The sequence below is a fragment of the Desulfobaculum sp. SPO524 genome, assembly GCF_044987625.1.
Lineage (GTDB): Bacteria > Desulfobacterota > Desulfovibrionia > Desulfovibrionales > Desulfovibrionaceae > Desulfobaculum.
Genome location: NZ_JBJDSB010000001.1, coordinates 1266914 through 1291435, shown reverse-complemented (window position 1 = coordinate 1291435; position 24522 = coordinate 1266914). Strand labels below are relative to the sequence as shown.

At 62.2% G+C, this 24522-nt stretch carries 20 protein-coding genes; 1 reads left to right on the top strand and 19 read right to left on the bottom strand.

All coding sequences use genetic code 11. The features are described 5' to 3' along the window. Positions 1-11: 11 nt before the first annotated feature. The 19 genes from zwf to queA form a co-directional block, all read right to left on the bottom strand. Positions 12-1559, bottom strand: a complete 1548-nt coding sequence (zwf, locus tag ACI3L3_RS05485) for a glucose-6-phosphate dehydrogenase (RefSeq protein ID WP_404844082.1) — start codon at positions 1557-1559, stop codon at positions 12-14. 4 nt (positions 1560-1563) lie between these two features. Next, positions 1564-2475: a phosphogluconate dehydrogenase (NAD(+)-dependent, decarboxylating) gene (gnd, locus tag ACI3L3_RS05480; protein ID WP_404844081.1), complete on the bottom strand. Its 912-nt coding sequence runs from the start codon at positions 2473-2475 to the stop codon at positions 1564-1566. A 452-nt stretch (positions 2476-2927) separates the two neighbouring features. After that, positions 2928-5954, bottom strand: a complete 3027-nt coding sequence (locus tag ACI3L3_RS05475; protein ID WP_404844080.1) for a DEAD/DEAH box helicase — start codon at positions 5952-5954, stop codon at positions 2928-2930. Between the two features lie 351 nt (positions 5955-6305). Next, a complete protein-coding gene (locus ACI3L3_RS05470) occupies positions 6306-7631 on the bottom strand; it encodes an RsmB/NOP family class I SAM-dependent RNA methyltransferase (RefSeq protein WP_404844079.1) in 1326 nt (441 codons plus the stop codon). 6 nt (positions 7632-7637) lie between these two features. Then, positions 7638-8498: a DUF116 domain-containing protein gene (locus ACI3L3_RS05465; RefSeq protein WP_404844078.1), complete on the bottom strand. Its 861-nt coding sequence runs from the start codon at positions 8496-8498 to the stop codon at positions 7638-7640. 94 nt (positions 8499-8592) lie between these two features. Beyond that, a complete protein-coding gene (fmt, locus tag ACI3L3_RS05460) occupies positions 8593-9567 on the bottom strand; it encodes a methionyl-tRNA formyltransferase (protein ID WP_404844077.1) in 975 nt (324 codons plus the stop codon). Then, positions 9534-10052, bottom strand: coding sequence for a peptide deformylase (def, locus tag ACI3L3_RS05455; protein ID WP_404844076.1), 519 nt, complete (start codon positions 10050-10052; stop codon positions 9534-9536). The genes fmt and def overlap by 34 nt, the downstream gene beginning before the upstream one ends. A gap of 75 nt (positions 10053-10127) precedes the next feature. Beyond that, positions 10128-11945 (bottom strand): aspartate--tRNA ligase, encoded by a 1818-nt coding sequence (aspS, locus tag ACI3L3_RS05450; RefSeq protein ID WP_404844075.1) that lies wholly within the window; start codon positions 11943-11945, stop codon positions 10128-10130. 75 nt (positions 11946-12020) lie between these two features. Then, complete coding sequence (hisS, locus tag ACI3L3_RS05445; RefSeq protein ID WP_404844074.1) at positions 12021-13271, bottom strand: histidine--tRNA ligase; 1251 nt, start codon at positions 13269-13271, stop codon at positions 12021-12023. 265 nt (positions 13272-13536) lie between these two features. After that, a complete protein-coding gene (locus ACI3L3_RS05440; protein ID WP_404844073.1) occupies positions 13537-14283 on the bottom strand; it encodes a class I SAM-dependent methyltransferase in 747 nt (248 codons plus the stop codon). Positions 14284-14919: 636 nt separating this feature from the next. Next, positions 14920-16584: a dihydroxy-acid dehydratase gene (gene ilvD / locus ACI3L3_RS05435; protein WP_404844072.1), complete on the bottom strand. Its 1665-nt coding sequence runs from the start codon at positions 16582-16584 to the stop codon at positions 14920-14922. A 172-nt stretch (positions 16585-16756) separates the two neighbouring features. Continuing rightward, positions 16757-17635: a cell division protein FtsX gene (locus ACI3L3_RS05430; RefSeq protein WP_404844071.1), complete on the bottom strand. Its 879-nt coding sequence runs from the start codon at positions 17633-17635 to the stop codon at positions 16757-16759. Beyond that, positions 17629-18345, bottom strand: a complete 717-nt coding sequence (gene ftsE, locus ACI3L3_RS05425; RefSeq protein WP_404844124.1) for a cell division ATP-binding protein FtsE — start codon at positions 18343-18345, stop codon at positions 17629-17631. Before ftsE ends, ACI3L3_RS05430 begins: the two co-directional genes overlap by 7 nt. Before the next feature lie 149 nt (positions 18346-18494). Continuing rightward, positions 18495-19337 (bottom strand): shikimate dehydrogenase, encoded by an 843-nt coding sequence (aroE, locus tag ACI3L3_RS05420; protein WP_404844070.1) that lies wholly within the window; start codon positions 19335-19337, stop codon positions 18495-18497. Between the two features lie 649 nt (positions 19338-19986). Then, a complete protein-coding gene (locus tag ACI3L3_RS05415; protein ID WP_404844069.1) occupies positions 19987-20541 on the bottom strand; it encodes a 2-oxoacid:acceptor oxidoreductase family protein in 555 nt (184 codons plus the stop codon). A 9-nt stretch (positions 20542-20550) separates the two neighbouring features. After that, on the bottom strand, positions 20551-21315 hold the full coding sequence (locus tag ACI3L3_RS05410) for a thiamine pyrophosphate-dependent enzyme (RefSeq protein WP_404844068.1): 765 nt from the start codon (positions 21313-21315) through the stop codon (positions 20551-20553). Between the two features lie 2 nt (positions 21316-21317). Next, entirely contained in the window at positions 21318-22385 is a 1068-nt protein-coding gene (locus tag ACI3L3_RS05405; protein ID WP_404844067.1) for a 3-methyl-2-oxobutanoate dehydrogenase subunit VorB, read from the bottom strand. A gap of 3 nt (positions 22386-22388) precedes the next feature. Beyond that, positions 22389-22619, bottom strand: a complete 231-nt coding sequence (locus ACI3L3_RS05400) for a 4Fe-4S binding protein (RefSeq protein WP_404844066.1) — start codon at positions 22617-22619, stop codon at positions 22389-22391. A 74-nt stretch (positions 22620-22693) separates the two neighbouring features. Continuing rightward, on the bottom strand, positions 22694-23788 hold the full coding sequence (gene queA, locus ACI3L3_RS05395) for a tRNA preQ1(34) S-adenosylmethionine ribosyltransferase-isomerase QueA (protein ID WP_404844065.1): 1095 nt from the start codon (positions 23786-23788) through the stop codon (positions 22694-22696). A gap of 226 nt (positions 23789-24014) precedes the next feature. Between queA and ACI3L3_RS05390 the strand changes: the two genes are divergently transcribed. Beyond that, complete coding sequence (locus tag ACI3L3_RS05390) at positions 24015-24512, top strand: hypothetical protein (protein ID WP_404844064.1); 498 nt, start codon at positions 24015-24017, stop codon at positions 24510-24512. The last annotated feature ends 10 nt before the right edge of the window (positions 24513-24522 follow it).

Below are 24522 nucleotides of genomic sequence, written 5' to 3'. Positions count from 1 at the left end.
GCAAAAGCGCCCTAAAACAACGTCCGCACCGTCTTAAGGCTGGCCTGAGGCCCCCACGAACCAGCAGGGTAGGGGTGCAGGTGCTCCTCCGCGTCACCGCAGGCTTCGCACAAATCAAGAATTGGCGTCAGGTAGCCCCAGCACGCCTCCACGCCATCCTGCCGCCAAAACAGCATCTGGTCCCCCAGCATGCAGTCCAGCACCACCTTTTCATACGCATCCAGTCCCGTTCCCGAGGCCTCGGCGGAAAAGTCATAGCGCATGGTCACAGGCCGAAAGCACAGCTGCGCTCCCGGCACCTTGGCCTGAAATTGGAGGGAGATGGCGTTATCCGGCGCAACATCCACCACCAGCCGATTGGGCGCCATATCCCCCTGCGCCACATCGCGGAACATGGAATGCGGCACATCGCGGAAGGTAATGACAATGCGCGTCAGCTTTTCCTGCAGCCGCTTGCCGGACATGATGTGAAACGGCACGCCCTGCCAGCGCCAGTTGTCCACATACGCCGTGAGCATGGCAAAGGTCGGCGTTATGGATGAGCCGGAGACGCCGCGCTCCTCGCGGTAGGCGGGCACCTCCCGCCCATCCACCACACCCCGCGCGTACTGCCCCAGCACCAAGTGCTCCCGCAGCCGCTCCGGCGCAAAGGGGCGCAGTGCCCGGTACACCTTCACCTTTTCATCGCGCACCCGGTCCGCCTCAAAGAGCGCGGGCGGCTCAATGGCCACAAGGGACAAAATCTGCATCATATGGTTCTGGAACATATCGCGCAGCACGCCCGCGTGCTCATAATATCCCGCGCGGTGCTCCACGCCGATTTTCTCCGACGACGCGCAGGTAATGGACGCGATATACCGCCGGTTCCAAATCGGCTCGAACACCGCATTCCCAAAGCGAAACAGCAGAATATTCTGCACGGTTTCCTTGGCAAGGTAGTGGTCTATGCGAAAAATCTGATGCTCGGCAAAGGCCTCGTGCAGGGTGGCATCCAGCGCGCGGGCGCTTGGCAGGTCATGCCCAAAGGGCTTTTCCACCACCAGCCGCGCGTACGCCTCTTCTGTTTCGCGGGCGAGGCCGCTCCGGCCAAGGTGCTCCGCAATCGTGCCATACACCGCAGGCGGCGTTGCCAAATAAAACAGGCGATTGCCGCCGTCCCCACGCTCCGCCTCCCACTGGCCAAGGCGCTTGGCCAGCGCGGCGTATTCCTTGGGGCTATCATAATGTAGCTGGTGGTAGTGCAGGTTCTGCGCGCACTGCCCCCACAGGTCTTCTTCAAAAATATCTGCGTCCTGCAGGGCCTGCTTCATACGGCGGCGGAACATGTCATCATCCATGCCGGAGCGCGCCACACCCACCACCGTGCTTCGCGGGTCCAGCAGGCCACCGCGCAAGAGCCGAAAGAGCGCCGGAAACAACTTCCGCGCCGTCAAATCCCCAGACGCGCCAAAGATGACAAGCGAACACGGCGCCGGTGCGCCACCCCGCGCACACTCGCCATGCGTCAACGCCGACGGCGCAAACGCACGCCCCAGTGCAGACGACGAAACACTGTCCACAGCACTACTCCTTGTTCGGACGTTTTACCGCGTGCCCGCCAAACTCAGCGCGGAGCGCCGCAAGAAGCCGGTCCGCAAACGAATTCTCCTGCCGCGAGCGGAAGCGCTCCATAAGCGCCAGCGTCAGCACCGGCGCAGGAACCGCCGCGTCCACAGCCTCGGCCACAGTCCAGCGCCCTTCGCCCGAATCCTCCACAAACGCGGCCACATCCTCAAGGCGTGCGTCACCGGCAAAGGCCGACTCCGCCAACTCCAGAAGCCACGAGCGGATAACGCTCCCCTGATTCCACAGCCCGGCAACGCGCGAAAAATCCATCTCCCCGCCATAGCGCGAGGCCTCCAGCAGCGCAAAGCCCTCGGCATACGCCTGCATCATGCCATACTCTATGCCGTTATGGATCATCTTCACGAAGTGCCCCGCGCCGTGTCCGCCGCAGTGCAAATAGCCATCCTTCGGCGCAAGAGTTTCCAGCAGCGGCGTCAGGTGCTCCACATCACCGGCATTGCCGCCAAGCATCGTGCAATAGCCAACCTCCAACCCCCAGATGCCGCCGCTTACCCCTGCATCCACATACCGCAGGCCATGCCCGGCCAGATTCGCCGCCCGCCGGATGTCATCATGGTAGCGCGAGTTGCCGCCGTCCACGATGATGTCCTCCGCGTCCAGCAGCGGAATCAGCACATCAATATGGTCATCCACAGTCTGCCCCGCAGGCAGCATAATCCACACCACGCGTGGGCGCTCCAGCTGCTCCACCAACTCCTCAAGGGTATACGCCCCCGCCGCCCCCTCTGCGCGGATGTCATCCACCCGCTGGGGCGTGCGGTTATACGCCACCACAGCGTGCCCGCCGCCAAGCAGCCGCCGCGCCATGTTCATGCCCATGCGGCCAAGGCCAACCATACCTATCTGCATAAGTCCTCCATATGCATCACCATGTGCGCCGCGCAGTACAGCGCGCCGACTTCGTGCGTTTGGTTCAGCATAGCAGGAAGCAACAGGGCTTGAAATGGGAGAGGACGCGCAGGGGGGGGGTGGGGGAGGCGAGGGGGATGAAGATTTTTTGCTCCGCAGGCCTAAGGGCCGTGGGCCCTTAGGAATCCCATGTGCGCACAGGCCGGGTGCGAGCGGATGCGGCGGTCGTCACCCCTGACGGCTCTCGTCCGTATGGATTGGAAGATATTTTTTTTTGGGGGGGCGGCGCGGTGTGATGGGCGGTGAGAATCCCTGTTGGGCTGTTCGAAAGACGAAAGGCAGAAGAACCCACCCACCCCTATTTTCGGGGCGGCTTCCGCCCCGAAAATCCTGGGGATTCTCAAGGGTGTCACACCCTTGAGCCGCCGGAGGCACTCTTTCTCTTCCCGTACCTACCCCGGCAACACCGACCAATCCACGGGCAGGCGGACGTCTCTTTTCGCTTTATTGCGGAAGAGCAGATACCCGTGCTCGGCGCCGTAGCGGTAGAGGTCGCGTGTGACGGCGACGTCCTGCTTGCAGTAGGCGACGATGTCGTCGATGCGTCCTTCCTTCCACCACTTGAGGGCTTGCAGGCCGTCGGCGGATTTTTGTGCGCCAAGGGTCGCTTGCGCCAGATGGTCGAGGGACAGGCGATAGCCGAGGCGGCGATGCACGTGTTCCAGCAAGTCGATTGTCGTCAGCGTGCGGAAGTCAAAATCCGTGTAGCCCGTGAGTACGGTGTAGTCGAAGCGCTTGATGTTGAAGCCCACGACAAAGTCGTACCCTTGCAGGTCGTCAATAAGCTGGGGGATGTCGTCCTCCAGATAGGACAACGTCTCGTCGGCGGCGGAATCGTACACGCACACGCAGGAGACCCCCATACGGTACGCTTTGCCCCACCCGCCGACCTCCTGCGCGGAGCGCTGGGTTTCGAGGTCGAGCACGGCGTAGCGTCCGTTGCCCTGTTCGGCGGCGGAAGCGGAGGACGTGGTGACGGATGCTGCCGGCTCATCGGATGCCGTCACGGATGGAGAAGGGGACGGGGGAGTGTGATTGTCGCCTGTAGGCTTCATTGTATTACGCTCCGAAGACGTTTTGTCATCAGCGCCCGGCACATCCTCCAGCGTCAGATTCTGGGGACGTGGGGCGCTCTTGATGGCGCGCAGAATATATAGAGATGCGGCTTTGTCGATGGGGCGATTGCCGGAGCCGCACTTGGGGGAGTGCACGCAAGAGGGACAACCGAGTTCGCACTCGCAGTCTGCGATGACGGAAAGGGTGCGTTCGATAAGTTCCTCGGCAGTGTCAAAGGCCTGCCGCGTCAGCCCGACGCCGCCGGGCACGCCGTCGTAGACGAACACAGCCGCGCCGCCGACTTGCTGATGATAGGGGGTGGAAATGCCGCCAAGGTCGTTCCGGTCCGTCATGACGAGCAGCGGCAAAATACCGATGGCGGCGTGCTCCACGGCGTGAATGCCGCCCATAAAGTGCAGATACTCGTCCTCGGCCTTGCGCTGAATCTCGCGCGGGATTTCTATCCACAGGCCGTCGGTCTCAAAGGTGAGGGGCGGCAGGTCCAGCGGGACAACGGTCATAAGCTTGCTGCCGCGAATGCGCCGCTTTTCGTAGCCTTTCACGGTCTGGGTCACGCGCAGGCGTCCCACAAACACCCGGCAGCCGTAGGCCGCACGTACGCCTGTGGTGGATAAAATTTCCGTGGTCTTCTCGCTGCGCACGCGGGTGTAGTAGTCCACTTTGGCCGGGCGCACGTGCACGGCGCCGCCCTCCACATCCAGCTTGTCCACCACATAGGAGCGCCCGCGGTGCAGATACACCGCGCCGGTGTAGGTCTCCGTAAAGGCGCGGTGCTCGTCGATGTCACCAATGCTGACCTGCCCCTCGCCGCCCGCTTTCTCAAGGGAATCGTGCCCCGTGACGATCTGGAACGTCCGGCTGGAGCCGCGCAGGCTGATTTCGCGGTGCGGGCGCTTGCGGTGGGAGTAAATATCATGGCCATCCGCACTGCGCAGCAGCTTGCCCTCGGCCTCAAGGCGCGCAACCTGCTCGGCCATGCCCGGTTCGGCAAGCCACGGCTCACCCGGCGACAGGGGCAACTCCGCAGACGCGCACACAAGGTGCTTTTCCACGATGACGGGATTCACGGGATTCAGCACCGCATTCTCGGGCGGGCGCGCAAAGAAGTCGCGCGGATTCTTCATGAAATACTGATCCAACTGGTCCTCGCCCGCCACGAGGGCCACGGCGGATTTCTGCTGCGCACGGCCAACGCGCCCCCCGCGCTGCAGGGTGCTCATGATGGTGCCGGGGTAACCCACCAAAATGCACAGGTCCAGATTGCCGATGTCGATGCCCAGTTCCAGCGCGCTGGTGGACACCACGGCCAACAGCTCGCCGGAGGCCATGCGCTCCTCAATGTCGCGCCGCTCCTCGGGCAGAAAACCCGCGCGGTAGGCGCTGATGCGGTCCCTGTAGCGCCCCGCACGCTGGGAGGCCCACATGGAGATAAGCTCCGTCATCTTACGCGACTGGCAGTAGACAATGGTCCGCATGCCGCGTGCGAGAGCGGCCTTGAGCAGCTGAATAGCCACCTGCGAGGGGCTCTCGGCCATGGTCAGGGCCGGATTCACAAACACAAAATGCCGCGAACCCTGCGGCGCGCCAGACTCGGTGACGGTCTCAACGTCCAGCCCGGTGAGATCATGCGTCAACTGGCCGGGATTCCCCACCGTGGCGGACAAAAACGCAAAGGACGGGTTTGCCCCATACCGCGCGCACACGCGCCGCATCCGGCGGAAGACCTGCGCCATGTGCGAGCCAAGCACGCCGCGATAGGTGTGCACCTCATCCACCACCACATGGGTCAGCCCCGCCCAGAATGCGGCCCACCGCTCATGGTAGGGCAGCATGGACAGGTGGAGCATCTCCGGGTTGGTCATGAGCACGTGGGGCGGATTGTCGCGAATCTTCTTGCGGAACCACTGGGTGGTGTCGCCGTCGTAGATACGGGCTTCGGGGCGGTCATCGCCGGGCCATGGGGCCACAAGCTCGTTAAAGCCCTTGAGCTGGTCCTGCGCGAGGGCCTTGAGGGGGAAAAGATACAGCGCGCGGCTGTCGGGATTGGACAGCACCTGCTCAATGACGGGCAGGTTGTAGATGAGGGTCTTGCCGCTGGCCGTTGGGGTGGCGGCAACCATACTGCGCCCACTGCGCAGGATGTCCATGGCGCGGGCCTGATGGGAATACAGTTGCGTGATGCCGCGCCACGCAAGCAGGCGCTCCACGGTGACGGGCCATGGGCGACGGCACGCCGCCGTGACGGCGGGGCGTCCCTCCACAACCTGATGGTGGACCACAAGCTGGCCAAGCTGTTTGGAATCCTTGAGGGCCTGAATATATTCGCGGACGTCTGCTGCCATTCTCTCTCCCCGGCGCACTGCGCCGAGGGACAATCCTTACTGCGGCCGGGGCCTGAGGGCAAGGGGGCAAAGGCCTTGCTGCCCCTTGGCCGCTCTGGGCCAAGCCCCAATTCGCCCCGCCGTTTCACGCGAAACACCCGCCCGGCGGATGCGCGGGGGCTGAGGTGCCAAGCCTCTTCCGCCAGAAGCTGTTTCCCATGTTCCGGAGCAGGCGTGCTCCCCCCTTCGGGGTGTACATATCGCTCTTGATGGGTCGGCCAATTCGGCCGGGGGAGCAGGGCGCCCAAACACAAAGCGCCGCCCACCTCAACGAGGCGGGCGGCGCGAAAAAGCGCGAGGAAACGCGCGGCGCTACATTTTGCGGAAGGTCGCGCCAAAGAAGAACTCGCCAAGGGGAGTGTCCTCCGGCGTACGGAAGCGCGTCATCAGGGCGGCGTCCTTGGTGCGACGCAGGAAGCCCTCCACCTGCTGCTCATTCTCCTGCGGAGTCATGGTGCAGGTCACATAGGCCAACATGCCGCCGGGGGCGACAGCCTGCCATGCGTTGTCGAGGATGCTGGTCTGAAGCGCGGCAAGCTCCGCAAGGTCCTTGCGCGTGCGGCGGTACTTGGCATCCGGACGGCGCGACAGCACGCCAAGGCCGGAACACGGTGCGTCCACCAGCACCACGGGGAAAGGCTCGGCAAAGGGCGCGGGTTCGTCCGCGCGCGCCTGCGCCACGGTCACGTCGTCAATGTCCTTGCCCTCAAGCAGGGCGCTGAGGCCACGCAGACGGGCAGGGCTTGGGTCGCTGGCCACGATGGGGCCGCCCCCAAGGCTGTGCAGAAAGAGCGTCTTGCCGCCCCGGCCACAACAGGCGTCCCACACGGGACGGGGCCAATCCTTGGCGCCAAGGGCCAGCATGGCCTCCTGCCCTGCGGCGCTCTGGCGCACGGCAAAGCCGTCGCGCTCGGCGCTCAGAGCCTCGGGCGTGGGCGCGCGCATGGCAAGGCCAGTGCCCATGGTGGCGAGGCAATCCTCCTGCGCCGAAAGCTGCTCATGCGCCGCCCGCGAGGCAGGGGAGGAAAAATCAAACCGCAGGCCAAGGGCCGGAGCCTTCACCGACGCCGACAGCAGGGCAATGGCCTTGCGTTCGCCGTAGGCCTTGCGCCACAGCTTCACCAGCCACTTGGGGCAGGAGTAGTAGCGGCTGAGGAAGGTATCCCGGTCCGGCTTGTCCTGCCGGTAGTAGTCATGGGAGGTCGCCTCGGCTCCAAGGCGGCTCACGGCGCGCAGCACGGCGTTGGCAACGCCGGACAGCTTGGGCGTGATGTCCTTTTTCACATGCGTCACGCACCAGTCCACGGAAGCATACGCAGGAACGCGGTCGAGCATAAGAATCTCGAACGCGGCCACACCAAGGGCGAGGCGCATGCGCCGGGGCGTTTTTCCGGGGGACTTGAGGTGGGAGTCGAGGATAAAATCAAGGCGCAGCCGCAAGCGCAGATAGCCATAGGCCAATTCCGTCGCCAGCGCGGTGTCGCGGGTGTCAATGCCGCCTGCGTCCCTGAGGGAGGTGATGGCGGCATCAAGGGCCGCCTGAATGTCAATGCCCTGATCAAGACACGCCGTCAGAGCGTCGATTGCCGCCAGTCGTGCTGGCGGCAATTGAGGTCGATATTTTCGTTTTTTGGTCATGATGGGTTACGCACCCGCCTCGGCCGTGGTGGAAAGAGGCTTCAGCGTGGGTGAAGGTTCGGGGGGCGACACCATAAAGCGCTGGAGCGCCTTCTCCACCAGCGCGGTGGAGACCTGCGTATCCAGGCACGGCCCGTGGGGGCGCTCGTTCATGACACCGTAGGTAGGGATGGGGTAGGTGTCCTGAATGCCGCTGGCGAGGTCGCGTTCACAGGCGACGGCCAAGATGAGTTTCGGCCGCGTCTGCACCACGATGCGCCGCGCAATGGTCCCGCCGGTGGCAATTGCCATATGCACGCCATACCGCTCGGAAAGTTCAAGAAGGTCTTTGATGGGGCATTTGCCGCACCGCTTGCAGTTGTTCATGTCATAGGTCAGCCGCATGTCGCAGCGGCTGTTCTGCAGGCAGTGGGGCAAAAGGAGCAAAATGTCGTCGGCCTCGTAGCGCGAGGCCTCGTTCCGCACCAGCTCATTATTCACCTTAATGAACGAGGAACGCACGCGCCGCTTGGAAATGCCAAGGGCTTTGCCCAGCAGCACCATAAGCGGCAAAAACAGCTTGATGGTCAGGCCGTGAAGACGCCGCGTATACGGCAGACTGCGGCCCACAAGAATATTCAGCACAAGGCCCAGTCCAGCCCACAGCACGCCGGCAACGGCAACGGCCACAACCGCGCCCATAAGCCACGGCATAATGGGATGGATGGAGGTCAGCCCCACATAAGGCACGTACCACAGCAAAAGCAGCACAGCGCTCACAAGCACGGAGGCCAAAGAAATAAGACCGATGAACAGCCGCTTGCGCTCTCGGCTGACCTCTCGGTCCGTCGCGTCGAAATCCGTCAGGTCGTTCTGCTGGTGGGTCATTCCTCTCCCTGCGCCCCTGGGGCTTGTACCGTGCTAGTGGCATGAATTCACTGACATACCACCAACAGGCCCGGCAAAAGTCAAGCTCCGGAGCCTACTCCGCGCAGCGGTTCAAGTAGCCGCAGCAGAAGCCTTCGGCCGTCATGCACTTCTTGCCGGCGGGCTTCACCGCAGCGGCAAGGTACACCTTGTCAGCGCAGGCAATGGCGAGCTTGCCGTCAACATCGCCGATGATGGTTCCCGGTTCGGGGTTGCCGTATTCCTCTAGGGAGGGGCCAACTTCGCCGGGAGTCAGGGCAATGCGCAGGGGCTTGTCACGGTCTGGCGCGCACCAAAAGAAGTACGCCCCCGGCCACGGATGCATGGCGCGGGCGCGGTTATGCACCTCTTGCGCGGGGCGGGTCCAGTCCAGCTGGCCCTCGCTCTTGGACAGCTTGGCCGCGTAGGTGGCCTTGTCCTCATCCTGCTTGATACGGCGCAGCGTTCCGGCAACCATGGCGTCCAGTGTTTCCACCAGCAGTTTGCCGCCAAGTTCGGCCAGCTCGTCATGCAGAATTTCCGCGGTGTCGTCCTTGCCAATGGCAAGGGCGCGCGCCTTCAGGATGTCGCCTGTGTCCATGCCCTTGTCCATCTGCATGATGGTCACGCCGGTTACATCGTCGCCATGTAAAATAGCGCGCTGGATGGGTGCGGCGCCGCGGTACTTGGGCAGCAGGGAGGAGTGCACGTTCACCGCGCCATGCGGAGCAATGTCCAGCACGGCCTGCGGCAGGATAAGGCCATAGGCGGCAACCACGAGGACGTCCGGACGCAGGGCGGCCAGTTCGTCAATGGCGGCGGGGTCCTTGAAGTTGACAGGCTGATAGACGTCCCATCCCTTCTCAAGAGCTAGCTGCTTCACCGCGGAGGGCTTGCAGACCTGTCCCCGGCCACAGGGGCGGTCGGGCTGGGTGTACACGCCCACAATCTCACCGCCGTCCCATCCGGCAAGATGCTCCAGGGACGTGCGGGCAAAATCGGGCGTGCCCATGAAAACTATGCGGAGTGGCGTTTTTTCTGTCGAACCCATTTTTTCACTTTCTTGTCGTACAAGGACCGCTTGAGGCGGCTTAAATGGTCGATGAACAGCACGCCGTCGAGGTGGTCGATTTCGTGCTGCAGGCAGATGGCCAGCAGGCCGTCGGCCTCGATGTGGACAGGGTTGCCCTCAAGGTCGGTGGCGTCCACAGTGATGTTTTCCGCACGCGTGACCTTGCCACGCAGTCCGACAACACTCAGGCAGCCCTCTTCGGACTCCACCTCGCCCTCGCGGGAGGTGATGCACGGATTCACGAGGATGCGCAGGTCGCTGCGGTCGTTGGGGCCGGTGATATCCACCACCACAAGGCGGCAGCTTTCGCCCACCTGCGGCGCAGCAAGGCCAATGCCGTCGCCTTCGTACATGGTTTCGGCCATGTCTTCGGCAAGGGCACGGATTTCTGGCGTAATCTCGGTAATCTCGGCCGCCTTTTCGGCAAGGACCGGTTCCGGATACGTGACGATTTCTCTTTTCATAGCTGTGTCCCGACGTGCCGGACGCCCGGGATGGGGTAACGCTTCCGCCGCACGTGGCGGCGGAAGCGGTTCCGGCTAGTTGCTGGGTTTCTCCCGCAGCTTGATGCCAAGCTCGCGCAACTGCGCGGTGGCAACGGTGCTGGGGGCTTCGGTCATCAGGCACGTCCCCCTCTGGGTCTTGGGGAAGGCGATGACCTCTCTGATGGACTTTGCGCCCGTCAGAATCATAATAAGTCTGTCCAGACCAAAGGCAATGCCTCCGTGCGGCGGAGCGCCATATTCAAGCGCCTCAAGCAGGAAGCCGAACTTCTCCTGCGCTTCCTCTTCGCCAATGCCGAGGGCCTCAAACATGCTGGCCTGCACTTCACTGGAGTGGATGCGGATGGAGCCGCCGCCAACCTCATGGCCGTTGATGACCATGTCGTAGGCGTTGGAGCGCACCTTGCCGGGATCGGTCTTCAAAAGCTCAATATCGTCCGGATGCGGGGCCGTGAAGGGATGGTGCAGCGCCACGTAGCGCTTGGACTCGTCGTCCCATTCCAGCAGGGGGAAATCCGTCACCCACAGGGCGTTGATGGCTTTCTCGTCGATAAGGCCCATCTGCTCGCCAATACGCAGGCGCAGGTTGCCCAGCGCCGCGTTGACCATGTCCGCAGGACCGGCCTGGAAGAACACAATATCGCCCGGCTCAAGGCCAAGCGCCTCAGTGAGGCCCTTGCGCTCGTCGTCGGACAGGAACTTGGCAATGGGGGACTGCCAATCGTCTTCCTTCACCTTAATCCACGCCAGACCCTTGGCGCCGTAAATCTTCACGAACTCGGTGTGGTCGTCGATTTCCTTACGGCTCATGGTGGCGCCGCCCTTGACGGTCATGGCCTTGACCAGCTCCGCCGTGGCGAACAGGCGGAACTCGGAACCCTTCACAACGTCGGTGACGTCGGTGAGCAGCAGCTCAAAGCGGGTGTCCGGCTTGTCCACGCCGTACTTGTCCATGGCCTCGGCGTAGGTCATACGCGGGAAGGCCTCGGGCAGGTCCACGTCCAGCACGTCCTTGAACATGCGGCGGGCCATGCCTTCGCCCATCGCCATAACCTGCTCGTGGTCCACAAAGCTCATCTCGCAGTCAATCTGCGTGAACTCGGGCTGGCGGTCGGCGCGCAGGTCTTCGTCACGGAAGCAGCGCACAATCTGGTAGTAGCGCTCCATGCCTGCCACCATCAGCAGCTGCTTGAACAGCTGGGGAGACTGCGGCAACGCATAGAACTGGCCCTGGTTCACACGGCTGGGCACGAGGAAGTCGCGCGCGCCCTCGGGCGTGCTCTTGGTCAGGATGGGCGTCTCAATGTCGAGGAAGTTCAGCTCGTCCAGATAGCGGCGCACGCTCTGCATGGCCTTGTGGCGGATGATGAAATTCTTGGCCAGACGCGGGCGGCGCAGGTCGAGGTAACGGTACTTGAGGCGCAGATTCTCCGTCGCCTCCACACGGTCCTCAATGCCAAAGGGCGTAGTGCGGCACGTGTTCAGCAGCTTCCAGTCCGACACCACAACTTCAATTTCGCCGGTGTGCAGATTGGAGTTGGCCATACCCTCGGGGCGCAGGCGGACACGGCCCTTGATGGCAAGGACATATTCAGTGCGCAAGATGTGCGCGGTTTTGTGGGCCTCTTCGTTCTCCTCGGGGGAGAAGACGACCTGCGTCAGGCCTTCGCGGTCGCGCATATCGATGAAGATAAGGCCGCCGTGGTCGCGGCGGAACTGCGCCCAGCCCATAAGCAGGACTTCGTCGCCCACATTCGCCGCGGTGAGTTCGCAGCAGGAGTGGGTGCGCACCCAGTCGCCCAGCGGCTGGATGTATTGCTGATGCTCCATCTGAATATCAGAGGACTCGCTCATGAAAATTACCTACCCTTATAAGAAAATCTTGCGCCGGAGCATCCGGCGCAGCGTTGTCAGTGTACTACGGCGCGATTATTTTTTCGCGGCAAGGTGGGCGCACACGTCAGCCAGCGCCACGCGCTCCTGCTCGCCGCCCTCAAGGTCCTTCACCGTCACTTCACCGGCGGCCAGCTCGTCCGTGCCAAGCAGCAGGCACCAGCGCGCGCCGGACTTGTTCGCGGCGCGCAGGCGGCTCTTCATGCTGCCCTTGGTGAATCCGGCTTCGCCGGACAGACCAGCGGCGCGCAGCGTCTGCGCCAGCGTCAGTGCGGGAGTGGACCCGTTTTCATCCAGAACTGCTACGTAGAAGTCCTGCCCCTCGGTCTGCATATCGCCCAGCAGCAGCGCAAGGCGCTCCATGCCGATGCCAAAGCCCGTGGCAGGCAGGTCCGGACCGCCCAGCTGCTTGATCAGGCCATTATAGCGGCCACCACCAGCAACAGCGGTCTGCGAACCAATGTCCGAGGATGTCACCTCAAACGTCAGCCCCACGTAGTAGTCAAGGCCGCGCACCAGGCGCGGATTGTGCGTATACTCAACGTCCATGGCGTTAAGGATGCCCTTGATCTCTTCAAAGTCGCTGCGGCACGAATCGCACAGGTGGTCCGTGATTTCAGGAGCGCCCTGGGTCAGTTCGCGGCACCGCTCGACCTTGCAGTCCAGCACACGCAGAGGATTGGTATCGACGCGACGACGGCAGTCGTCACAGAGTTCCTCCTTGTTCACGTGGCTGAAGAACTCCTTCAAAGCCTCGCGGTGCGCAGGGCGGCAGTCATGACAGCCCAGCGAATTGATTTCAAAGGACAGCTTCCTCAGGCCCAGCGTGCGCAAAAACGCATTGAGCATCAGCAGAAGCTCGGCGTCCGCCTGCGGCTCGCTTGCGCCAATCATCTCCACATCCAACTGGTGGAACTGACGCATGCGGCCCTTCTGCGGGCGCTCGTAGCGGAACATGGGGCCAAAGGTGAACAGCTTCGACACAGCCTGCGAGGCGTGGAGCTTGTTCTCAATGTAGGCCCGCATCAGTCCTGCGGTGGCCTCCGGGCGCAGCGTCAGGGAACGGCCCTTGCGGTCCGGGAAGGTGTACATTTCCTTCTGGACCACGTCCGTCTCCTCACCGATGGAACGGGCAAAAAGCTCCGTCTTTTCCATGATGGGGATGCGTACCTCGCGGTAACCGTAACGCGAGAAGACCTCGCGCGCGGTCCGCTCCATGAAGGCGAACTTGTCGCTCTCGGGCGAGAAGAGGTCTGCTACGCCCTTGATTTTTTGAATCTTGCTCATTGCTCTAACGTCGATTCGTTCAGGATTTGAAGGGACTCGGCGCACCCCTTGGATGCGCGCGGGCTAAGCCGATAGGCAGTAGTCCATACGCCGTGAAATGTCAAAAGCGTCAGCGTACGCAAACGCACCGCAAGACGCCCGCCGCGCGCCGCATTCGCCCCGCGCAGAGTGCGCCCTGCACGGCGCCGCCAATGCACTACGCAACCTCGCCAATTCTATTTCGGAAGCTCCCGGCCCGCCGGGAGAAGCAGAAGTGACCCGCGCCCTACGTCGTTCCGCACGGGCGCGCGCTAAAGGCCATCAGCGGCGTAAGCGGTTTGCCGCCGGTAAAATCCAGCCGCACAGCGCAAAATGCGCCAACACCATGCGGGTACACCAGCCTGTTCAGCACCGTCCACGGCCGCCGCCCACGCCACGTTTTCGGCGGCCCCGGCAACACGGATCCCGCCTCCTCCGGCACCACGCCAAGGGCAGTCCCTAGCATCCGGCGCATATCCAGCGGCGAGAACCAGCGCGCCCGCGCAAGCCGCCCGCCACGCCCATTGCGCCCCGGACGGCCAACCAGCAGCCAATACAGGCTCCATTTATTCAAATAGCACACAATCATGCCGTGGCGCGTTACCCGCGCGGCCTCGCGAAGCACCGCCTCCGGGTCCTCGCAAAACTCCAGCACGTTCATCACCACAGAAAATTCAAATTCGTTGTCGTCAAACGGCATATGGTCCGCCTGACCAACATGGTACGCCGCACGCGCGCCCATGCGCCGACGCGCCGCGCCAAGCATCTCTGGCGCAGCGTCCAGCCCCGTCACATCAAAGCCAGACTCCCACATCGACTTCAGCAACATACCCGGACCGCACCCAACATCAAGCAGGCGCTGCCCACGGCGCGGCCACGCAGAAACCAAACGCTCCACAAGGCGGCGCTCCTGCGAAAAGGCAAACGCCCCCTCCGCAGTCTCAAACCACTCCTCGTAGCTCGCAACAGCTTCCCTGTCCCAACGCTCCGACATTTCGCCTCCGCTTCGTGCCCGCTTGGGCGCCACAATCATATGCCGATTCAGCCACTTCCCTCGGTTCTATGACAACTTCAACAGGAGCGCAATGCGCCCGCAATGTTCATCATCATGTGCCGGTGGCGGAGGTGAAGAGGGGAGCGAGCGCGGGAGAGGATTCGCCTCCGGCGACTTGAATTCGTAGGCCGCTTGGCCTGAAAAAAACGACGGGGCTAAGAGATAAAGAGAGCCTCCGGCGGGTTAAGGACTACCGTCCTTAACAATCCTGCGTGCGCACAGACCGGGTGCCCTTTTATGGAACTGTCGTCACCCCTGACGGCTCCCGTCCGTGTTGATGGGAAGATTTTTTTTGGGGGGTTGGCGCTGTGTAATGGGCGGTGAGAATCCCTGTTGGGCATGTACGAAAGACAAAGATATAAGACAGAAGACCCCGCCCACCCACCCCCTATTTTCGGGGCGGCTTCCGCCCCGAAAATCCTGGGGATTCTCAAGGGTGTCACACCCTTGAGCCGCCGGAGGCACTCTTTCTTTCTTAGGCCCTTCGTCCTTTCAGGCCGAACGACCTAAGAGCTAAAGCCGCCGGAGGCAAAAAAAAGCCCCTGCCGTCTCCGGCAGGGGCATTACCTGTTCACTCTACATATCGTCCCGATACACACCGCCGCTGGCGGCGGAGGTGACGAGCCTGCTGTAGCGTTTGAGGATGGGCGACGTAATTTCTTTGGTGGGATGCACCAATTTTTCACGTCGGCGCGCGAGTTCGTCGTCATCGACGAGCAGGTTCAGCTTACGCTGGGGGATGTCGATTTCGATGGTGTCGCCTTCCTGCACCAGGGCGATAAGGCCGCCGTCTGCGGCTTCGGGCGACACGTGGCCGATGGCTGCCCCGCGGGTACCGCCGGAGAAGCGGCCGTCGGTGATGAGGGCCACGGATTCGCCAAGGCCCATACCGCCAATGTTGGCGGTGGGGGAAAGCATCTCGCGCATGCCGGGGCCACCGCGCGGGCCTTCGTAGCGGATGACGATGATTTCGCCGGGGTTGATGCTGCCGCCAAGGATGGCCGCGTTGGCGTCCTCTTCGCCGTTAAAGACGCGGGCGGGGCCGGTCTGGGTCATCATGGCGGGGGCAACGGCGGACTGCTTGACCACAGCCCCCTGCTCGGCGAGGTTACCGCGCAAAATGGCGATGCCGCCTTGCTTGGCGTACGGCTCGTCGTAACTGCGAATAACGGCGCGGTCTTTGGCCTTGGCGCCAAGGGCGTCGAGGTTCTCGCCAACGGTGTGGCCGGTGACGGTGAGCGCGTCGCGATGAATGTGGCCGTGGGCGTCCAGCTCACTCATGACGGCGGGAATACCTCCGGCGCGGTGCAGGTCGTGAATATGGTTCGGCCCGGCGGGGGAGAGCTTGCAGAGGTTCGGAGTCTTGCGGCTGACGTCATCAAAGATGGTCAGGTCCAAGTCAAGACCGGCCTCGGCGAAGACGGCGGGCAGATGCAGGACGGTGTTGGTGGAGCATCCAAGGGCCATGTCCATGGCGACCGCGTTGGCAACGGCCTTTTCGGTGACGATGTCGCGGGGGGTGATGTTCTCGCGCACAAGGTCCATCACACGTGCGCCTGCGGTCTTGGCAAGGCGGATACGCTCGGCCGTGACGGCGGGAATGGTGCCGTTGCCGGGCAGGGCAAGGCCGATGGTCTCGGACAGACAGTTCATGGAATTGGCCGTGAACATACCGGAACAGGAGCCACACCCCGGACAGGCGCACTGCTCCAATTCGGACAGCTCGTCCTCGGTCATTTCGCCGCGCTTCACGCGGCCCACGCCCTCAAACACGCTGATGAGGTCCGTATCGTCCACTCCGGCCATCATAGGGCCGCCGGAAACGACAATGGCGGGAATATTCATGCGCAGCGCCGCCATGAGCATGGCAGGCACGATTTTATCGCAGTTGGGTATGAGCACCAGCGCATCAAAGGGATGCGCACTGGCCATGATTTCGATGGAATCCGCGATGATTTCGCGCGAGGGCAGGGAGTAATACATGCCCTCATGGTTCATGGCGAGACCGTCGCACACGCCAATGACCGGAAACTCCATGGGCGTGCCGCCCGCGGAGCGCACACCGGCCTTCACGGCTTCGGCGATACGGTCGAGGTGGATATGCCCCGGAACCACCTCGTTTGCAGCGTTTACCACGCCCACAAGCGGGCGCTGCATTTCGTCGCGCGTCATCCCCAGCGCGTACAACAGCGAGCGATGCGGAGCCTTTTCCAGCCCCTGCGTCATCTTTTTGCTTCGCATAGTCGGTATCCTTTCTCCATGCTGTGAATAAATTGGTTGCGTACCCAGCACGGTAGACAGGATGCGCCACGGGCGCAAGGCCGTTGTCCTGCGGCCTACAAAAAGACGGCCCCCGCGCGCCTCTGCGCACGGGGACCGTCTGTGTTGAAAACAGGAGGGAGCAGGGCGGAGGTCAATATTCCTTCACAGCCACCCAGCCACTGGCCATCCCCACAACGGCGGGGCCGACCACCATGGCAAGGCACTGCGCCCACGACAGGTAGTGCACCTCCAAATGCAGGGGCGGCGTGGCGCAAAATTCCGCCAGCGCCAGCTGCGCCCCGCGCAGCAGCACCAGCGCCAAAACGCCAGCCACCACGCCAAGGCTGGCTCCGCCAGCAAGGAGCGGAAGGCGAATATACCACCGCGCCGCGCCCACAAGGTGCAGGATTGCCACCTCATCCCGGCGCGAAAGCATGGACAGCTTCATCGTGTTCGCCACCAGCAGCGCCACCACAAAGGCAAGCAGCGCAATAAGCGGCCATAAGATGGTGCGCGAAAACGACGCCCACGAACTGGCAAGCTCAATCTGCAGCGCGTCATAGTGCACATCCGCCACCCCCGGCAAGGCCTGCAACTGCGCCAGCATATCCCGCGCAAAGGCGTCGGCATCGCCCGGCGGCGGCGAAAAGTGGAGGAGCGCCGTGGGCGGCAGAGGGTTATCCTGCCCCAGCGCCTTAAGGGCCTGCGCGCCGTCAAGGGTCTCGCCAAGGTCGGCCAGCGCCTCGTCCGGCGTAAAGGTTTTCCACGACGTCAGATGCGGCAAGGACTGAAGGCGCGCCCACGCATCCTGCACGGTCTGCGCGTCGGCCTCGGCATTCCAGTACACCTGAAAGGCAAACCGACCCTTCACGTCCAAAAGCTCGCGGTCCAGATTGCTCACCACCAACAAAAACAGCCCGCCAAGGAACACGGCAAGCGTCACGGCAAGGAGCGTCAGCGTCTGGGAGAGGGGATTGCGGACCATATCCCTCAGCCCCCGGCATATCAGGCGAAACACGGTGCTCAGCATACCGGGTCCTCCTGCGGAGCAATGTCGCACACCGGCCCCCATTCGCCTGCCTGCGCCTCGCCCACAACCTGTCCGTCCGCAAGCTCCAGCCGCCGCGCATGCGGGACGGAGCGCACAATCTCACGGTTATGCGTTGCAAGGATAATGGTCGTCCCAAAGGTATGGAACTGCTTGAAAACGTCCATCAAGTGCATAGCAAGGTCGAGATCGAGGTTGCCCGTTGGCTCATCCGCCAACAGCAGCTTGGGGTTCACCACGATGGACCGGGCAATGGCCACCCGCTGCTGTTCGCCGCCGGAGAGTTCCGCGCACAGGCAGCGGCTCTTGCTGGAAAGGTTCAGACTTCTGAGCACGGCGTTGACGCGGCGGTCTATGGTGCGCCGCTTTTCGCCGCGTACCTCAAGGGGCAAGGCCACGTTTTCCGCCACCGTTCTATCCGGTAGCACGCGAAAATCCTGAAACACCACGCTCACCTGCCGCCGTAGCTGCGGCAGCCGCGTCTTTTTCAACCCCTTGAGCTGAAAGCCCGCCACCTCCGCCGCACCACGCGTCAGCGGAAGCGAGCCGTACAGGAGGCGCAGCAGCGTTGTCTTGCCCGCGCCAGACGGTCCCGTCAAAAACAGAAAGCCGCCTTTTTCCAGCGACAGGCTCACGTCCTTCAGCGCCCAGTGGGTGCCAAAGTTGTGCGACACGCGCCGCACATCGACTATATTACCGCTCGAACGCTTTTCCATCGGTTCTCCGGTGCTGTCTCAGTTCAGAAAAGGCCCAAACGGTAGCGGGTTTACCGCGCAAGGGCAAACCTCAGCGCCGCCGCGTGCAGGCAAAAAGGAGTGTTCCACGGGAAACACTGGGGATTCTAGCCCAACTGCTCGCGCAGAAGCGCGCGGGCATCCTCCAAGGAGAACATCTCGCCCGTCCACAGCCGGAACTGCTCCACAGCCTGATGCAGGAACATCTCCAGCCCGTCCACCGTATGGCACCCCGCTTCGGACGCCTGCTCAAGGAATGTCGTCCGCACAGGGTTGTACACGATGTCATAGGCAATCTGCCCCGGCCCCAGCTTCACGCCCTCCGGCAAGGGAGACAATGCAACACCGTCGCCAGACATGCCAAGCGGCGTCGCATTCACATGCAACTGCGCGTCAATACGATGACGCTCGTCCCAATCCGCCGCTGAGACGTGGAATTCGCTCGCCAACTCCATTGCCTTGTCCGCCGACCTGTTGACAATCACAATGTCCGGGACGCCAAGCTCCAACAGCCCAGCCACCACAGCGCGCGACGCTCCACCAGCGCCGTACACAATGGCCGACTCAATGCGGATCGGCATCTTGCGAAGAGGCGCCTGAAAGCCGAATACATCAGTATTTTCCGCCATAAGGCGCTTTCCGTCCCAATACAACGTATTGGCCGCGCCAACCGCAATAACGCCGTCAGACAGGCCGTCCACATAGCCCTTTATCGCCAGCTTGTGCGGAATGGTTACCGACAGTCCGGACAGCGGAGCCTCGCGCATATGCGCCATAAAATACTCCAAGTCCTCCGGCGGAAGAGGGTACGCCTTATACTCCGCATTCATCCCTAGCTGGCCAAACGCCCAGTTGTGCAGAAGAGGACTCATACTATGGCCCAGCGGCCACCCAATTATTCCATAGCGCTTCGGCTCATCCGAGGCGCCGTGCGTCTGCTGTGCAGTCATATCGTCTCCATATGCGTTTTCGTGCGCCACTCTTCAGTGCGCGGGGCTGCCGCGCTCCAAGAACGCGCAATCGCTTCGCTATCCTCGGTCAGCACGGGCGTGACGTCAACGCCCAACCACAGCAACGGTGGCGTTCGTGGCGGTGGAGTGGGCGACGGGAAGTGGGGCGGCAAACGTTTTTTTGCCTTCGGCGACGTGAGGTCTAAGGTTTCTCAGCCTGAAAAGGCGAGAAACCTTAGAGATAAAGAGAGCCTCCGGCGGGTTAAGGACTACCGTCCTTAACAATCCTGCGTGCGCACAGACCGGGCGGCTTTATATGGAACTGTCGTCACCCCTGACGGCTCCCGTCCGTGTTGATGGAAGAGTTTTTTTGGGGGGCTTGGGTGCGATTTGAATACCGGTGAGAATCCCTGTTGGGAATGTGTACGAAAGATAAAAATACAAGGCAAAAGACCCCGCCCACCCACCCCTTATTTTCGGGGCGGCTTCCGCCCCGAAAATCCTGGGGATTCTCAAGGGTGTCACACCCTTGAGCCGCCGGAGGCACTCTTTCTTTCTTAGGCCGTCGGAGGCCCAAAAAACCTCTTTACAAAAAAAGGGGAGGGCGCAACCACGCCCTCCCGTCTTCTTCTCATGTCCACCTTTGGCGCTAGTGCAGGGCCTTGGCGGCAACGTCGGCCCCTGCTTGCAGGGCTTCGGCGTTTTTGGGGATGAGTTTTTCGTAGCGTTTGGAGATAACGTTTGGCAGTGCATCTTGCACGGCGCTGACGGGCATGACGCCGGTGGCGTGGACGTAGGCGCCGAGGGCGACCATGTTGGCCATACGCGTATTGCCGATGGAGTCGGCGATATCGTTGCAGGGGACCATGATGGAACGTACGCGTTCGGTTTCGACAAGCTCTTCGTCCACGAGGGACGAGTTGATGATTTGCACGCCACCGTCCTGCATCCGCGGCTGGAACTTATCCAGCGAGGGCCTATTCATGATGATAAGGCTCTTGGGGGTGCGAATGATGGGCGAGCCGATTTCCTCACTGGAGACAACGACGGTGCAGTTGGCGGTACCGCCACGCATTTCCGGGCCATAGACCGGGATATAGGTGACGTTGAACCCTTGGCCCATACCGGCGTAGGCCAGCAGATTGCCAATAAGCATCACGCCCTGTCCGCCGAACCCCGCCATGATGACATCCTGATACAGCATAGCGGCTCCTTATTCCTCACCCGCGGCGCGGTCAGTGAACACGCCGAGCGGGAAGTAGGGGATCAATTCCGACGCGATGCGTTCGTTGGCAGCGACGGGGGACATCTTCCAGTTGGTGGGGCAGGTGGCGAGGAATTCCACAAAGCCGAAGCCTTCGCCATTTTCCTGCGCCTCGAAGGCGCGGCGGACGGCCTTTTTGGCCTTGGCGATGTTGCCCACGGTGTTGACGGCCACGCGCGCTGAGTAGGCGGTGCCGCCCAGCCCGGCGATGATTTCCGCCATCTTGATGGGCAGACCTTCTTTGTCTTCGCAGCGTCCGCCGGGGCAGGTGGTGGTGGCCTGACCAATCATGGTGGTGGGGGCCATCTGTCCGCCGGTCATGCCGTAGACGGTGTTGTTCACGAAGATGATGGAGATACGTTCGCCACGGTTGGCGGCGTGCATAATCTCGGCAAGGCCGATGGACGCCAAGTCGCCATCGCCCTGATAGGCAAAGACGAAGGCATCCTCGCGGGCACGCTTGGCACCGGTGGCCACAGCGGGGGCGCGGCCGTGGGGGGCCTCGACGGCGTCTACCGTGAGGTAATTGTAGATAAACACCGAACAGCCGATGGAGCCGATGCAGACGGTCTTTTCGGCAAGACCCATCTCTTCGAGGCACTCGGCCACGATGCGGTGCACCGTGCCGTGCTGGCATCCGGGGCAATAATGCGTCGGACGGTCAACGAGAACCTCCGACGGCTTGAACACGAGTTTTTCCTGTGTCTGAGGCATGTTTACTTCCCTCCCAGCCGCTCAAGAATGGGGGCTTCGAAGTCATCGGGGTTGGGCAGGGTGCCGGGCATCTGGGCATGGAAGTCAGAATCCGCATGCCGCCGCACGGCCAGCCGCACATCGTCGACCATCTGCCCAAGGTTGTGCTCAATGGTCAGGAATCGCTTGCCGTTGGCGGCCAGCTGCTCCAGCGCTTCGGTGGGGAAGGGGTACAGCGTGATGGGCCTGAACAGACCAACCTTGTGCCCCTTGGCGCGCAGGGCGCGCACAGTGCTTTTGACGATGCGCCCGATGGAGCCATAGGCCACGACAACAAGATCCGCATCATCACATTCATAGGCCTCGTAGCGGATTTCCGCCTTCATGGCCTCGTACTTGTTCTGCAGAACGGTGTTGTGCGCGGCAAGGGCGCCTTCTTCGAGGAAGAGGGACTTGATGAGCCTTGGGTCGCGGCCAGCGGCGCCGTCCAGTTGCCACGGACCGGCGTTGTCGTCCACGTCCTCTGGCTGCCAGCAGGAGACAGGCTCCTTCATCTGGCCGAGGATGGCGTCGCCAAGAATCATCACAGGGTTCTTATAGCGGAAGGCGAGGGTGAAGGCCTCGATGATGAGGTCATAGCCTTCCTGACAAGTTGCGGGGGCGAGGACGAGCAGGCGGTAGTCGCCGTGTCCGCCGCCGCGGGTGGACTGGTAATAGTCGCCCTGACTTGGGCCAATGTCGCCAAGGCCCGGACCGCCTCTGTTCATGTTGACGAGGACGGCGGGCAGCTGGCTTCCGGCCATGTAGGAAATGGCTTCCTGCTTCAGAGACATGCCGGGGCTGGAGGACGACGTCATGGCGCGTACGCCGCACGCGGCGGCGCCCAGCAGCATGTTTGCCGCGGCGACTTCGCTCTCTGCCTGCACAAATTCGCCTCCGGCGTCGGGGAGCGCCTTGGAGAGGAATTCAGGAATCTCGTTCTGCGGGGTAATGGGGTAGCCGAAGAAGCACTTGCACCCGGCGGCGAGGGCGCCGCGGGCGATGGCCTCATTGCCTTTGACGAAGCGTTTTTCCGGAGATTGTTTGGCCATCGTCTACGCCTCCTTGGCCTTTGGGGTCTTGTAGACGGTGAAGCAGAAGTCCGGGCAGATTTTTGCGCAAGACATACAGCCGATGCATTCCTCCATTTTCCCCTGAGGAACCTCGACCACTTTGTAGCCCTGGGCATTGAACCTGTCGGACTGCTGAATGATCTCCTTCGGGCAGACGGTGGTACAGAGCAAACAGCCCTTACACCGCTCTTCCCGAATCTCGATTCTGGACATACGCAGCTCCTTGCTGATTCAAGAGTCAATCAGCCAGCCGTCCGAGAGCAGGTCAATGCGCGGGGCGCGGCTGGCTAGAGTATGAGCATTGCGTCGCCGTAAGAGAAGAAACGAAACTTGTTCTCGAGCGCGGTTGCGTACGCTGCGAGCACGGAATCCCTTCCAGCGAGCGCAGAAACCATAATAAGGAGCGAGGACTCTGGCAAATGGAAATTCGTCAGCATACGGTCAACGACATTGAATTTCCGCCCCGGGTACAAGTAAATATTCGTCCATCCGGTGTAGGGCTGAATGCCCCCTGTAGCCGCAAACGCGCCCTCAAGGGAGCGCACGCTGGTGGTGCCGACGCACACCACAGGGCGTCCGGAGGCCTTGGCCTCGCGCACGGCGCGGGCGGTGTTCTCGCTGACTTCGATGTATTCGCCATGCATGGAGTGCTCGCGGATATCCTCGCACCGCACGGGGCTGAAGGTGCCGTAGCCCACGTACAGCGTCACCTCCGCCCATTCAATGCCGCGCTGGGCAAGACGCTCGCGCACCTCTGGCGTAAAGTGCAGGCCCGCAGTCGGCGCAGCCACAGAGCCGAGCTTGGCGTCCTCGGCGTAGACGGTCTGGTAGCGCTTGGCGTCCTCGGGGGTATCGGGACGGCGGATATAGGGGGGCAGGGGATAGTGGCCGTTGGCGATGAAGAGTTGGGCCAAATCGCCGCGCCAAATGAGGCGCACCGTGCTCTGGCCAAACTCGCGCCGGTCCAGCACGTCAAGGCGGAAATCGTCGCTGATGGTAATGGTCTGGCCGACTTTTGGCCCCTTGGAGGCGCGCAGCAACCCGTCGACCTCGGCGGAGGACCAGCCGTCTCCGGCGTCCTGCACGCGCCCGAGCACGAGGGGGAGGGGGGTAAGCAGCAGAAACTCCACCTTGCCGCCGGTCTCCTTATGCCCGAACACACGGGCGGGGAGCACCTTGGAATTGTTGGCGACGAGAAGGGTATTCTCGGGCAAACGGTCCACGATGGAGGCAAAGGTGTCTATCTCGGTCTGGCCGGTGGCCTTGTCGAGCACAAGGAGCTTTGATGCATCGCGGTTAGCGGCTGGCTCCTGCGCGATTTGGTCCTCGGGCAGCTCGAAGGTATAGGACGAAAGTTGGTATTCTACGGGTATATCACTCATGGCAATCTGCATCCCGGCGGGGGGACGGTCCCACCGCATTTGCGGGCAGGGCATACGAGAGGGGTGCTCCCGCTGGAAAAAAGCGGGAGAACCGGACCGGTTACGCACCGGGAGGCCCCGTCCTGATTGATGTTTGGCTTCGAGTCGATTAGGGTGTACGACTGGCTGAAACGTGGCTTGCCACACTATCAACTGTACACGCAATCACCGTGACTCTGGAGGCAACATGCATAGACCGATTCTCCTGATCCTGGCAATGGTTTCCTTGCTGTCCCTGTGCTCCTGCCAGTCGGCACTGCAAAACCGTTCCGACGCCTCTCCCGAGCCGAACCGACACGTTGCCGCCAAGGCCGTGAGTTCGTATCAGGAGTTTGACGATATCCTTATTCCCAATGACTTGGAGCTGGACAACAAAAAGTCCTTCGTCTTTGAGACGCCGAACTTCAAGACCGGTATCGTCACCTACGCTGGCCGCGTCAACGCCGTGGACCTTGCCAACTTCTTTGAGCGCAACATGACCAAAGACAACTGGCACCTGCGCAGCAAGATGAAGTACAACCGCACCATCATGGTCTTCGAAAAGCCGGACCGTGACTGCATCATCAATATTCTGGACGGCACCTTCGACACCGTTGTGGAGATTATGATTGCCCCGCGCCAGTCCTCCGGCGACGTGCCCACGCAGAGCATCCCCGCTCCCGTTGAGGAAAACCTGGCCCAGTAAGGGAAACCGC